Source organism: Marisediminicola antarctica (genome assembly GCF_009930795.1).
GTDB classification, from domain to species: domain Bacteria; phylum Actinomycetota; class Actinomycetes; order Actinomycetales; family Microbacteriaceae; genus Marisediminicola; species Marisediminicola antarctica.
Genome location: NZ_CP017146.1, coordinates 3,014,471 through 3,027,611, shown reverse-complemented (window position 1 = coordinate 3,027,611; position 13,141 = coordinate 3,014,471). Strand labels below are relative to the sequence as shown.

At 67.6% G+C, this 13,141-nt stretch carries 10 protein-coding genes; 5 read left to right on the top strand and 5 right to left on the bottom strand.

The features are described from left to right. Nucleotides 1-8: 8 nt before the first annotated feature. The 3 genes from BHD05_RS14140 to BHD05_RS14130 form a co-directional block, all read right to left on the bottom strand. Nucleotides 9-1,484, bottom strand: coding sequence for a DHA2 family efflux MFS transporter permease subunit (locus BHD05_RS14140; protein WP_236966560.1), 1,476 nt, complete (start codon nucleotides 1,482-1,484; stop codon nucleotides 9-11). 89 nt (nucleotides 1,485-1,573) lie between these two features. Continuing rightward, on the bottom strand, nucleotides 1,574-3,070 hold the full coding sequence (locus BHD05_RS14135; RefSeq protein WP_161886998.1) for a serine hydrolase domain-containing protein: 1,497 nt from the start codon (nucleotides 3,068-3,070) through the stop codon (nucleotides 1,574-1,576). 4 nt (nucleotides 3,071-3,074) lie between these two features. Next, on the bottom strand, nucleotides 3,075-4,064 hold the full coding sequence (locus BHD05_RS14130; protein ID WP_161886997.1) for an LLM class F420-dependent oxidoreductase: 990 nt from the start codon (nucleotides 4,062-4,064) through the stop codon (nucleotides 3,075-3,077). A 60-nt stretch (nucleotides 4,065-4,124) separates the two neighbouring features. Between BHD05_RS14130 and BHD05_RS14125 the strand changes: the two genes are divergently transcribed. Then, nucleotides 4,125-6,038 carry a S9 family peptidase gene (locus BHD05_RS14125; protein WP_161886996.1) on the top strand — a complete coding sequence of 638 codons (1,914 nt, stop codon included), beginning with the start codon at nucleotides 4,125-4,127 and terminating at the stop codon, nucleotides 6,036-6,038. A 378-nt stretch (nucleotides 6,039-6,416) separates the two neighbouring features. Continuing rightward, entirely contained in the window at nucleotides 6,417-7,652 is a 1,236-nt protein-coding gene (locus BHD05_RS14120) for an IS110 family RNA-guided transposase (RefSeq protein ID WP_161887252.1), read from the top strand. A gap of 250 nt (nucleotides 7,653-7,902) precedes the next feature. Here the strand turns inward: BHD05_RS14120 and BHD05_RS14115 are convergent, their stop codons facing one another. Beyond that, a complete protein-coding gene (locus BHD05_RS14115; RefSeq protein ID WP_161886995.1) occupies nucleotides 7,903-8,343 on the bottom strand; it encodes a nitroreductase family deazaflavin-dependent oxidoreductase in 441 nt (146 codons plus the stop codon). Between the two features lie 62 nt (nucleotides 8,344-8,405). Then, nucleotides 8,406-9,674 carry a GAF domain-containing protein gene (locus tag BHD05_RS14110; RefSeq protein ID WP_236966559.1) on the bottom strand — a complete coding sequence of 423 codons (1,269 nt, stop codon included), beginning with the start codon at nucleotides 9,672-9,674 and terminating at the stop codon, nucleotides 8,406-8,408. Between the two features lie 190 nt (nucleotides 9,675-9,864). Between BHD05_RS14110 and BHD05_RS14105 the strand changes: the two genes are divergently transcribed. The 3 genes from BHD05_RS14105 to BHD05_RS14095 all read left to right on the top strand — a co-directional run bounded on the left by BHD05_RS14105 (nucleotide 9,865) and on the right by BHD05_RS14095 (nucleotide 13,138). Next, nucleotides 9,865-11,655 (top strand): NAD(P)/FAD-dependent oxidoreductase, encoded by a 1,791-nt coding sequence (locus tag BHD05_RS14105; protein WP_161886993.1) that lies wholly within the window; start codon nucleotides 9,865-9,867, stop codon nucleotides 11,653-11,655. A 355-nt stretch (nucleotides 11,656-12,010) separates the two neighbouring features. After that, nucleotides 12,011-12,331 carry a hypothetical protein gene (locus BHD05_RS14100; protein ID WP_161886992.1) on the top strand — a complete coding sequence of 107 codons (321 nt, stop codon included), beginning with the start codon at nucleotides 12,011-12,013 and terminating at the stop codon, nucleotides 12,329-12,331. Between the two features lie 21 nt (nucleotides 12,332-12,352). Further along, nucleotides 12,353-13,138 (top strand): SDR family NAD(P)-dependent oxidoreductase, encoded by a 786-nt coding sequence (locus tag BHD05_RS14095; RefSeq protein WP_161886991.1) that lies wholly within the window; start codon nucleotides 12,353-12,355, stop codon nucleotides 13,136-13,138. The last annotated feature ends 3 nt before the right edge of the window (nucleotides 13,139-13,141 follow it).

Below are 13,141 nucleotides of genomic sequence, written 5' to 3'. Positions count from 1 at the left end.
GTCGGCGCCTAGTGGGCCATCGGCATCTCTCCCGCCGCGGGCTCCGCGGTGCGCCGGATCATGAACGCGGCCGGAATCGCGAACATCGAGATGACCGCGCCGTAGACGAACGCGACGCGGACCCCCTCGGCCGTCGCCGCGACATCCGTCGCCCCATCGGCGACGAGGATCGCAGCCTGGGCGGCCATCACCGTCACGAACAGGGCAGTGCCCGCCGCCCCCGCGAGCTGCTGAACAGTGCCGACGATCGCGCTTCCGTGCGAGTACAGCTGCGGGCGCAGCGAGCCCAGGCTCGCCGAGAACAGGGGGGTGAACAGCAGTGCGAGTCCCACGCTCAGCGAGACGTGCGCGGCGAGCACTGAGAACGGCGAGGTGGTCGCCCCGAACGTCGTCATGATCCACAGCACGGAGGTGACGATGACCGCGCCGGTCACGAGCAGCGCGGTCGGACCGATGCGGTCGTAGGTGCGCCCGACGAGCGGCGCGAGCAGGCCCATCGTCAGCCCGCCGGGGAGCAGCAGGAGTCCGGTCTGCAGCGGGTCGAGACCGAGCACGTCCTGCATATAGATCGGTAGTAGCACGATCGTTCCAAAGAACGCCATCATGCTCATCGAGAACATCGCGATCGAGAAGGTGAAGTTGCGCGAGCGGAAGGTGCGCAGGTCGAGCAGCGCCCGTTCGGCGTGCTGCAACCGGGTCTGTCGAAACACGAACACCACCAGCGCGCCGACGCCGACGCCGAGCGGCACCCACGCGCCGAGCGGGCTGCCGCCAGTAGCGATCCCGCCAAGGCTGCTCAGGCCGTAGACGAGACCGCCGAACGCGAATGCGGAGAGGATCACGGATGCAACGTCGAAGTGGGTGCGCCTCGGCGTGCTGACATTGCGCACGCGGGCGGCGCCGAGGGTGAGCGCGCCGAGGGCGATCGGAAGCACAAGGATGAACATCCAACGCCAGTCGAGCACGCTCAGGATGATGCCGGAGATGGTCGGGCCGATTGCCGGGGCGACCGAGATGACGATGGAAATGTTGCCCATCGTGCGGCCGCGGGAGGCCGCGGGGACGAGCGTCATGACGGTGGTCATGAGCAGCGGCATCATGATGGCCGTTCCCGTCGCCTGCACGACGCGGCCGACCAGCAGCACCTCGAAGCCGGGCGCGATCGCCGCGATGAACGTTCCGGCGCTGAACAGCGACATTGCGGCCATGAAGACCGGCCGGGTATTGAAGCGCTGGAGAAGGAACCCGGTGATCGGAATCACTACCGCCATGGTCAGCATGAACGCCGTCGTGAGCCACTGGGCTGCGTTCGCCGTGATGTCGAGGTCCTTCATGAGCTGCGGCAGCGCGACGCCCATGATCGTCTCGTTGAGGATTACGACGAACGCCGAGACGAGAAGGAGGCGGATGACCAGGTTGTTGCGGCGGGTCACGGCATCCGCGTCAGACGGGGACGCGGCGGTGGTCGAGAGAGCTTCGGTCAAGATAATCCGTAGGTGTGGGGTGCGAGACGGCGCGGGCTCGATGATCGGAATGGACGACGCTGTCAACCGGAGCGCGTCGCAGCACCGTTTTATTCCGCCCGACGAGCCTCGGTTGCGGCGGCGTGGCGCGAGTCGCGCGCGACCCCAACACTGCGGGCGAGCTCCGTCGGCCCGAACGACACGTTCTGGCTGAGCCGCACCGTCACCTCGTCGGCCGAGAACACCAGCTCGACCAGGAGTGCGATGGGCGTCTCGTAGACCTGCAGGCGGGCGACAAAGGTCGACTCGTCCGCCCAGGCGCCGGACGCCGCAACCGCCGCCCGCCGTGTGCGGCGGAAGCTGCCCGCCTCGGGAACGGCCGCAGTTCCGGTGATCCACGCGCCGAGTCCGCAGTCGATGCGGTGCTCGCCTGTTTCGTCGCGCAGGGTCAGCTCGACGCGGTCGGCGGCGAACACGACGCGGACCCCCTCGAGGTGGGCGACGTTGCGGGCGAGATCGTAGTCGCGCCCGGAGACGGATGCCGCCATCGGCGACACCGAGGACCCGGCGGGGTGCGCGATCGCCAGTCCCGCGAGCGCGGCGCCGAGTTCTGAGTGTTCGGCGGGGTTCTCCGGCAGCGGCCCCCGCGTGGAGAGACCCGCGAGCAGATGGTCCCAGGCCGCGGTGACGACGGCCGCGGTGTCGCTCAGCGCGCTCGTCAGCGCAAGCACTGCATCCTGTTCGGGCATAACGATTGCCAGCTGGCCGAACGCGCCGTCCGCCCGGTATGCCCCGTGGCGGCAGAGCCAAAACTGGTAGCCGTAGCCCTGCGTCCAGTCGTCGTCCTCCCTCGGGTCACCGTTCGACACCTGGCGCTCGTGCACGGCATCCGCCCACACGGTCGGCACCAGTTGCGAGCCGTTCCACTGTCCACGCTGCAGGTAGAGCTGGCCGAACTTCGCGAGGTCCTCCGTGGTGATCGCGAGGCCCCAGCCGCCCACGTCGATTCCCCGCGGGCAGACCTCCCAGCTGGCGTCCTCGATGTCGAGCGGCTGCAGCAGGCGGGGAGTCAGGTAATCGAGCAGCCGCTGCCCAGTGAGGCGTTGCAGGATCGCCGACAACAGGTAGGTTGCACCGGTGTTGTAGACGAAGGCTCCGCCGGGCGGGTTTTCGACCGGCCGGCGCAGGATGGCGCGCGCCCAGTTCCGCTCGGGCGAGTGCAGCGCGCCGAGGGTGTCCTCGGCGTGTCCCGTGTTCATGGCGAGCAGGTGCCGCACCCGCATCGCCAGCAGATTGTCGCTCACCTCGGCCGGGGCATCGTCGGGCAGCAGGGCGACGACCCGGTCGTCGAGGCCGAGCAGGCCCTCGTTGATCGCGATACCGACCGCTGTCGCGGTGAAGCTCTTGCTGACCGAGAACAGCTCATGCCGGAGGGTGGGGGCGAACGGTGTCCACCAGCCCTCGGCGATGACGTGCCCGTGCCGGAGCAGCATGATGCTGTGCAGCTCCTGCCCACCGGCGGCGACGGCGGAGAGGAAGTCGCGGATGGCGCGCGAGGGAACGCCCTGCGCCTCGGGGGTGCTCCGGGGGAGCGGGGTCGGCGGCATCGGGCTAGGAGAGCGCGGGCATGACGGCGCGCTCGAACAGCTCGATGCCGGAGCGGTCGTAGGCGGCCTCGGGGAAGTAGAAGATGCCGTAGCCGAGGCCTCGGTCCTGCATGTCGCGCAGCCGCTCGACGACCTGTTCCGGCGTGCCGACCACCAGCGCGCCCGCCGCGTACTCGGCCACAAAGGCATCCGCCCGCTCCGCGCCGAGGTAGGGGAGCACCCGCGCGCGCACCGCGGCGATGCGCTCGGCGACCTCCGCTTCGGTGTCGGCGATGATCACGTTGTAGTTCGCGGAGCGCACGATCGCGTCGAAGTCCGTGCCCACCTCGGCGCAGTGCTTGCGCAGGATTTCGCTCTTATGGTCGAACTCGGCCGGCGCGCCGGCGAAGTTCGTGTACTGCGCGTACTCCGCCGCGATCTTGAGAGTGACCTTCTCGCCGCCGCCCGCGACCCAGAGCGGGATGCCGCCGGGCTGCAGCGGGAGCGGACGCACGATGGCGCCGTCGACCTGGTAGTGCGTGCCGTCGAGCTTCACCGATCCGGTGGTCCACGCCTGGCGCATGATGTCGACGCCCTCGCGCAGGCGGCCGAGGCGGGTTCCCGCGCTCGGGAAGCCGTAGCCGTAGGCCTTCCACTCGTGCTCGTACCAGCCGCCGCCGATGCCCATCTCGGTGCGTCCGCCCGAGACGATGTCGACCGTCGCGGCGACCTTGGCCAGGTAGGCGGGGCTGCGGTAGCTCATGCAGGTGCACATCTGGCCGATCCGCACCCGCGAGGTGGTTGCGGCGAAGGCGGCCATGAGCGTCCACGCCTCGTGGGTGGCCTCTTCCGAGGGCACCGGCACAGTGTGGAAGTGGTCGTAGACCCAGATCGACTCCCACGCGCCGGCATCGGCGTGCTGCGCGAGGGAGTTCATCACCGACCACTGCTCGGCAGAATCGATGCCGACGAGGTCGTGCCGCCAGCCCTGGGGAATGAAGAGTCCGAATCGCATTCGGCCAGCATACGAACCGATCGGCTGCGGGCGTGAAACGGGGCGCGGCAGAATGGAGCCATGACGATATCTCCGTACGGGTCCTGGCGCTCGCCGATCTCCGCCCACGACCTCGCCGCGAGCGGGCATCCGGTGAGCGGAGGGGTGTGGGTCGGCGACGACGTCTGGTGGCTCGAACTGCGCCCAAGCGAGGGCGGCCGGCTTGCCGTGCGCACCAACGGCGACGACGGCGCCCCCGTCGACGTGCTGCCAGCGCCGTGGAATGCGCGCACCCGGGTGCACGAATACGGCGGCGGCGCCTGGACGGTGGCCGCCGATCGCGCTCTCGTCTTCGCCGAGTTCACCGACCAGCGCCTCTACCGCCTCGACGCGGGCAGCGAGGTGCCGATGCCGCTCACGCCGGCTGAGGGAGGCTTCCGCTTCGGCGAGCTCTCGATCCGCGGGGACGAGGTCATCGCGGTGCGCGAGACCCACGGAGAGAGCCTCACCCGGGATATCGTCGCGGTTCCGCTCGACGGCTCGGCCGCCGATGCGGCCGGGGACATCCGCTCTATCGTCTCGGGCGCCCACTTCTTCGCCTATCCGCGTTTCTCGCCCGATGGGCGCCGCCTCGCCTTCGTCGCCTGGGACCACCCGCAGATGCCGTGGGACGGCACCGAGCTACGCCTCGCCGACCTCGCCGATGACGGCACCGCGCGGAATGTGCGCACGATCGCCGGGTCGGCGACCGAGTCCGTTCTCCAGCCGGAGTGGGCGGACGATGACTCCCTCCTCGTCGTTTCCGACCGCGACGGCTGGTGGAACCTCGTCGCCGTCGCCGTTGACGGTGCCCGCACGGACGTGCTCACGGACGAGGCCGAATACGGTGGCGCCCTCTGGACGCTCGGCTTGTGCTGGTTCGATCTGCAGGGCGATCGCATCCTCGCCGCGCGCACCCAGGGCGACGACAGCCTCGTGCTGATCGACCGGGCCTCTGGCACGATCGAGCCGCTCGATACCGGGCTCACGACGATCTCGCTCGGCGCCCGCAACGGCGATCGCGTGCTGCTCACGGGCGGCAGCTCCGTGCTCCCCGCCGGGCTCCGCATCCTCGACCTCGGCACCGGCGCGCTCGAGGACGTGCGGCTCGGGGTCGACGCCTTGCCGGATGCCGCCTACCTGCCGCTCGCCGAGAGCCGCACCTTCACCGCCAACCGCGACGTGCACACGTTCGTGTACCCGCCCCGCAACCCCGACTTCGAGGCGCCGGAGGGCGAGCTGCCGCCCTACATCGCCTTCGTGCACGGCGGCCCGACCTCGCGGGTCTCGGCGGCGGTCTCGCTTACGGTCGCCTACTTCACGAGCCGCGGCATCGGTGTCGTCGACGTGAACTACGGCGGATCGACCGGCTACGGGCGCGAATACCGCGAGCGGCTCCGAGGCCAGTGGGGCGTCGTCGACGTCGAGGACACCATCGCGGCGGTGCTCGGCCTTGCGGATGCAGGACTCGCCGACCGCGCCCGCCTCGCGATCCGCGGCGGCTCGGCCGGAGGCTGGACTGTGCTCTCGGCGCTCACCGGGTCGGAGGTCTTCGCTGCCGGCGCCTCGTACTACGGAGTCGCGGAGCTCTCCCAGTTCGCACTCGACACCCACGACTTCGAGTCGCGCTACCTTGATGGGCTGATCGGCGCCCTCCCGGCTGCAGCCGACCTCTACGAATCCAGGGCGCCCCTCAATAACGTGCACAGGCTCTCCACCCCGGTGCTGCTGCTGCAGGGCCTCGATGACCCGATCGTGCCGCCGTCCCAGGCGGAGCTGTTCCGCGACGCCCTCGTGGCGAAGGGCATCCCGCACGCCTATCTCGCCTTCGAGGGGGAGTCGCACGGGTTCCGCCGCGCCTCGACGATCGTCAGCGCAACCGAGGCCGAGCTCTCGTTCTACGGCCAGGTGATGCGGTTCGAGCCGGCAGACGTGCCGACGCTGCCTCTCGACTGATCGCTGTCATTATTCAGGAGTGGTGATGGGGTGGCTGGGGGTGGCTTCCATCATTCAGGAGTGGAAGGCAAACCGGCGGCCGGGGGCGCTGTCATTATTCAGCGTCTCAGGGGCGTTGCCCCTCCGTGGTGGTTGCTGAATTTCGGGTTGGGTCGCGTTGCGGGTCTGGCGCGGCGTCGTGCTCGGACGGATGATGGAGGTGCTCGCCACGGGGATGCCGGTTTTTCCTTGATGCTGAGAGCTTGTTATTCAGCGTGGCAGGAGGGGTTTTCTTACGAGAACTGTGGATTGTTGCTCCGAGCACGTGTGTCAGATTTCTGATTTTTCCTAACCTCTTCCGTGGTGGGCCCGTCAATATATGGGATGAGGAGGAAAATGATGGACGTGGTCCATGAGCGTGCTGCGGGGATGGATATCTCCAAGCGGGACGTGAAGGTCTGTGTTCGAGTGCCTGGGAAACGGCCCGGGACGTTCGAGCAGAAAGTTACTACCTGGGGTGCAACAACGTCGCAGGTGCTGGAGTTGCGGGAGCATCTCCTCGCGAACCGGGTGACAACGGTTGTGATGGAGGCGACCGGTGATTATTGGAAGCCGTTCTACTATCTGTTGGAATCGGTGCTGCCGGTGACGCTTGTCAACGCGCGGGATGTGCGTAATTTCCCGGGCCGGAAAACGGATGTCTCGGACGCGGGCTGGCTGGCCCAACTGGCCGCTCACGGACTGGTGCGGGCCTCGTTCGTGCCACCGGAACCGATCCGGGAGTTGCGGGATCTGACCCGGACCCGGGCCACGATCGTGCAGGAGCGCAGCCGGCATATCCAGCGGATCGAGAAGATCCTCGAGGACGCCGGGATCAAGCTGTCCTCGGTGGTGTCCCAGCTGAACGGGGTCTCGGCGCGCAGCATCCTCGATGCCCTGGTCGCCGGGGAACGCGACCCCGTGAAACTTGCCGCTCTGGCCAAGGGCCGGCTGCGGGCGAAGATCCCGGAACTGGTCGAAGCCCTCACCGGACGGTTTAGGGACCACCACGCGTTCATGGTGAACCTGCACCTCACCCAACTCGATCACAGTGCGACCCTGATCGATGAGATCACCGCCCGAATCGAGGTGGTGATGGAACCCTTTCGGGTCTTTCGAGAGACCCTCACCACCATTCCGGGGGTCTCTGTTCGTGTTGCGGACGTGATCATCGCCGAGACCGGCGGGAACATGCATATTTTCCCCAGCCCCGGACATCTTGCGTCCTGGGCCGGGGTCTGTCCGGGATCGAACGAGTCCGCGGGACGAGTGAAATCGACCAAAACGCGCCCCGGTAATGCGCACCTGAAGGCCGCCCTCGGGATCTCCGCCCTGGTCATCACCCGACAGAAGAACACGCACCTCGCCGTGAAATACCGACGGATCGCCGCTCGGCGCGGCAGCATCAAGGCGATCGTCGCCCTCGAGCACAGCATCCTTGTCGCCGTCTGGAAGATGGGCACCACCGGGGAAGCCTTCACCGAACTCGGACCGAACTACTACTCCAACCGCCACCCCGACCGAACAAAATCCAACGCCATCAACCAGCTCCGCACCCTCGGATACCAGGTGACCCTCACCCCCACCGCAGCCTAAAAACCGGTATTCACGTGTCAGGAGCGGTGATGGGGTAGCCACGAGATTTGTCGAGCGGATGCTGCGGATGGCACACCAAACCTCCTCTGCCGCACGATTCCAGCGCCCAACGCAACGGTGTTGCGCGCAGCATCGTGACGCCTCCGCGTGGCTCCTGAATAATGACAGAAGCAACTACAGAAGTTACTGGAGCTACTTGGCCGGCAGAGACTCAGTGACCGGCCTGCTCCTGCATAATGACAGGGTCGGGCTAGTCGGCGAACGGCGTCAGCACGAAGACCGGGATCTCCCGGTCTGTGCCGGCCTGATAGTCCGCATAGTCGGGGTACGCCGCGACGGATCGCTCCCACCAGAGGGCTTTCTCCTCGCCGGCGACCTCACGGGCGAGGTAGTCCCGCTTGACCGGGCCGTCCTGCAGCTCGACATGGGGGTGGGCGACGATATTGAAATACCAGACCGGGTGCTTCGCAGCCCCGCCCAGAGACGCGACGACCGCATACTCGCCCGTGTGCTCGACCCGCATCAGCGCGGTCTTGCGCAGCTTGCCCGACTTCGCGCCGACCGTGGTGAGGATGATCACGGGCATGCCGCGCATAGTCGTGCCCTCGGTGCCGCCCGAGCGCTCGGAGAGCTCAGCCTGGTTGCGGGCCCAATCAGACGTGCTCGGTTCGTAAACTCCGGAAAGTGGCATGTCACCCTCAACGTGTCGGACACTCCGGATTATTTCCGCGGACTCAGAGTGCCGCACGCTCCTTACAGGCCGAACTCGCGGTCGAGCCTGTCGGACCGCGCCCGGAACGAGAGGTATCCGGCGTCCAGCGGCCCGAGCAGACGCCGCAGCTCGCGTACGGCCTCCTCGTCGGTGCTGCCCATGTCGGTCGCGCACCACCGCTTGATCAGCTTGGCGCTCCCACTCGCGCGGAGTGCGGCGCCCATGGCACTGTTGAGTTCCACTCGCAGGGAGTCGATGGCGAACGTCGCAGATCGGCTGAGCAGCGGGGCGGCATACGCATCGAGTGCCTCCGTGAGGTTCCCGTTCCGCAGCGCCCGCAGCACCCGGCCGACATCCGAGGTGCCCTGCGCAGCATCCGTCAGTCGGTAGGGGTTCGATTCCAGCAGGCCCGCCGCTGCCGCACGAATGCGGTGCATTTCGATCCGGATGCTCGAGGCGGCCCCGGTTTCGCCATGCACCTCATAGGCGAGCTCCTCGGCGCTCCAGCCGCGATTGCGCGAGTCCAGCAGCGCTAAAATCTCCGCCCGCCGGAGCGTCAGAGACACCCGGCGGCCCCCCGCGAAAACCACCGCCGGATGGTCGCCCAGCAGCTCGAGCGAGATCTCGGTGCAGGGTGTGCCGGCCGGGCGCTGCTTCAGCAGTTCCTCGGCCAGCCGCACGCCGCACTGGACCATGCGCATGCTGTCGACGGTCACGGTGTCGAGCGGCCCGGATACGTTCAGGATTCCCACGATGTGCCCGGTGTGCGGGTCGCGGATAGGCGAGGCCGTGCAGGCCCAGTCATGGTGCGTTCGCACCAGGTGCTCGGCGGAGAAGAGCTGGGCGGGCCTCCCGCTCACTACGACCTCGCTGATCGCGTTGGTGCCGATCCCCGCCTCGGACCAGTCGGCGCCCTCCACGAACTCCAGCCTCTCGGCCTGGCGCAGCACAGCGGGGCTGCCCAACCGCCACAAGACCTCGCCCTCGGCGCCTGCGAGCACGAGCAGGTGCCGCCCTGAACCACCCTCGTCCGCGAGCAGCTCGCTGAGGGCCGGTACAACAGTCGCCAAGGTATGTTCGCGGCGCAGCATGACGACGTCGGCAACCTCATGCAGGTGCCGCGGTACGTGGTCATCCGGGTTGACCCCGGCCGCCAGGGCGCGCTGCCAAGACGCCCACAGCGCAGGGGCGACCTTTGCCTGGGCCACGCCCGACAAGGCAAGTTCGTGGGCTCGCCGCAGCAGCGCCGCATACTCACCGGGTGAGGAGAACCGCAGGTCAGGTACCGCGTGCAGGGAGGGCAATCCCACGGATCCCGGCTGTCCGTGCCGCATGTGCGATCTCCCTAGGTGACCCGGCCGAAGTCGGCCGCAGTGGGTGTAACGCCCTTGTAACCCCCGCGGGTTTCTACTTGAGCGTGAGATTACGCCCGGAACAGTATGGGGGAAACCCTATCCGGCGCCCGGGCAGACCTCAATCAGCGCACACAAAGGAGTGAAATTGCCTGAATCCCCCAATGTCATTGTCGACCGCTGGCTGGGCCAGCTGGATGACTCCCTGCAGAATCGGGACATCGACGCCGCCCTCGAGCTGTTCGAGGAGGAATCCTACTGGCGGGACTTCGTGTCGTTCACGTGGAACCTCAAGACCTCCGAGGGCAAGGCCGAGATCCGACGGATGCTCGAGGCCCAGCTGGACCACGTGCAACCGAGCGGCTGGGTGCGCGCCGAAGACGCGACCGGTGACTCCGAGGCCACCGAGGCCTGGGTCAATTTCGAGACTGGCCAGGCTCGCGGTTACGCGCATCTCCGGTTGCGGAACGGCCGGTGCTGGACCCTGCTCACCACCATGAAGGAGCTCAAGGGGTTCGAGGAGAAGAAGGGGGTCAACCGCGAGCAGGGGGTGGCCCACACCATCGAGAAGGGCCGCTTGTCGTGGCTCGAGAAGAAGACCGCCCAGGAGGCCTCGCTGGGCTATGACGAGCAGCCGTACTGTGTCATCGTCGGCGGTGGTCAAGGCGGCATCGGGCTGGCTGCGCGGATGCGTCGGCTGGGCGTTCCCACGATCGTGATCGAGAAGAACGCGCGCCCCGGTGACTCGTGGCGCAACCGCTACAAGTCCCTCCACCTGCACGACCCGGTCTGGTACGACCACCTGCCCTACCTGAAGTTCCCGGAGGACTGGCCCGTGTTCGCCTCCAAGGACAAGATCGGGGACTGGCTGGAGCACTACACCCGCATCATGGAGCTCAACTACTGGTCGAGCACGGAGTGCACCAAGGCCGCCTTCGATGAGCAAGCCCAGGAGTGGGTGGTCGAGGTTGTTCGCGAGGGGCAGAAGGTCACGCTGCGGCCCAAGCAGCTTGTCTTCGCCCTCGGTGTGTCCGGCTATCCGAACACCCCGGTCTTCGATGGGGCCGAAACGTTCCTCGGCCAGCAGCATCACTCATCCCAGCACGCGGGCGGCGGTGACTGGGTCGGCAAGAAGGCCGTGGTGATCGGGTCCAACAACTCGGCCCACGACATCTGCGCGGATCTGTGGGAGCACGGCGCCGAGGTCACGATGGTGCAGCGATCCTCCACGCACATCGCTCGCAGCGATGCGTTGATGGACCTGGCGCTGGGCGACCTCTACTCGGAGCGGGCGCTGGCCGGCGGGGTGACCACCGAGAAGGCCGACCTGCTCTTCGCGTCGCTGCCGTACCGCATCCTTCCCGCGGCACAGATCCCGGTCTACGCGGAGATGGCCCGGCGTGACGCCGACTTCTACGAGAAGCTCGCGGCGGTCGGGTTCGACCTGGACTTCGGTACCGACGGGTCGGGCCTGTTCCTGAAGTACCTGCGGCGGGGGTCCGGCTACTACATTGATGTGGGTGCGTCCCAGCTGCTCATCGACGGCCGGGTGAAGGTCAGATCCGGTCAGATCGTGAGCATCACGAGTCACTCCGTGACGCTCGACGACGGCACCGCACTGGAGGCGGACCTGATCGTTTACGCCACCGGCTACGGGTCAATGAACGGATGGCTGGCCGACCTGGTGTCGCCGGAGGTCGCCGACCAAGTGGGCCGGTGCTGGGGCTATGGCTCGGACACGCCGAAGGACCCGGGGCCGTGGGAGGGCGAGTTGCGCAATATGTGGAAGCCGACCAATGTGGAGAGCCTCTGGATCCACGGCGGCAACCTGCACCAAAGCCGGCACTACTCCAACTATCTGGCCATGCAGATCAAGGCCCGGATGGAGGGCTTGGACACGCCGGTGTACGAGCTCCAGGAGTCGCACTACACGCACTGACGCCAGCGGTCGAGTCTGCTGTAACAAGAGAGTCAACCAGCTGCGGGCCGCGGCACGAGAAAGGGGCCGGGCACATGTGCCCGGCCCCTCCTGTACGACTAAGACCGATTACGCCGCGTTGCTCTTGGAGTTGGACTTCGACTTCTTGTCGGCGCGCTTCTCCTTGAGGGATTTCGCAGCAACGGTCTTGCCGCTGCTCTTCTTCGGTGATTTGTCTGCCATAGGGCATCCCTCCCTCGGAAGCACGGACGGCTTCAATACCCGAACACTACGCCTTGTTGGCCGTGAATGCGCTCCGGATTCTTGAGCGCAAGGCGTTGACCGGCCCTGAGCCCGCCGGGATAGTGTCGGCGGCATGGCGAATCTAGTGGAAAATCTGGCCGAGAAGATGAGCTCGCTCGGGATCAAGGCGAGCTACGGCGATCCGGTGATGATCGGCGGTGTCGAGGTCGTCCCGGTGGCCTGGGTGCAGTACGGCTTCGGCGGCGGCAGCGACGATAAGGACAACGCGGGCGGCGGCGGGGGCGGCATGAGCATCCCGCTCGGCATCTACCTGAAGGGGCCGGATGGACCGACCTTTCGGCCCAACATCATCAGCCTGCTGGTCGTGCTGATTCCGGTGCTCTGGGTCGGCAGTCACGCCTTCGCGCGCATCCTCAAGGTCATCAAGAAATAGCCCGATCGATACGCTGGGGCAATGACACTCCCGGTAGCCTGGAACCTCGCGGGACGAACCGCGCTCGTGAGCGGAGCGGGCAGCCCCAGTGGGATCGGCTTCGCCTCCGCCCGGGCGATCGGCTCGCTCGGCGCCCGCGTCGTGATCACCGCGACGACGGTGAGAGTGCACGATCGGGCCGAGGAGCTTCGGACCCTGGGGATCGACGCGACCGGGTTCGTCGCGCGGCTCGACTCCGAGACCCACGCCGCCGCGCTCGCCGAACGCCTCGCCGCGGCATCCATCGTTCCGGAGATCCTGGTGAACAACGCCGGCATGGTGAGTGTTGGCGATGAGGGGATGCCGTCGGGCGACGCCACGATGCCCGTCGCCGACTGGGAGCGCGGCGTCGCCGTCAACCTCACGAGCGCGTTCCTGCTGACCCGCGAGCTCATTGCGGGCATGCGGGCCGCGGGCTGGGGGCGCGTCGTCAACGTCTCGAGCGTCACCGGTGCCGTCATGGCCGCTCGCGCGGACGTCGCCTACGCGGCGGCGAAGGCGGGCATGGTCGGCCTCACCCGCGCGCTCGCGGTCGACGAGGCGGCGGCGGGGATCACTGTGAACGCAGTCGCGCCGGGCTGGATCGCCACGGGCTCGCAGCTTGCGAGCGAGGCGGCAGAGGGACTGCGCGTGCCGATCGGGCGCAGCGGCACGGCCGAGGAGGTGGCGGCGGCGATCGCGTGGCTCGTGACTCCGGGCGCCTCGTACGTGACCGGGCAGGTGATCGTTGTCGACGGCGGCAACAGTGTCGCCGAGGAGCGCTCCTAGCCG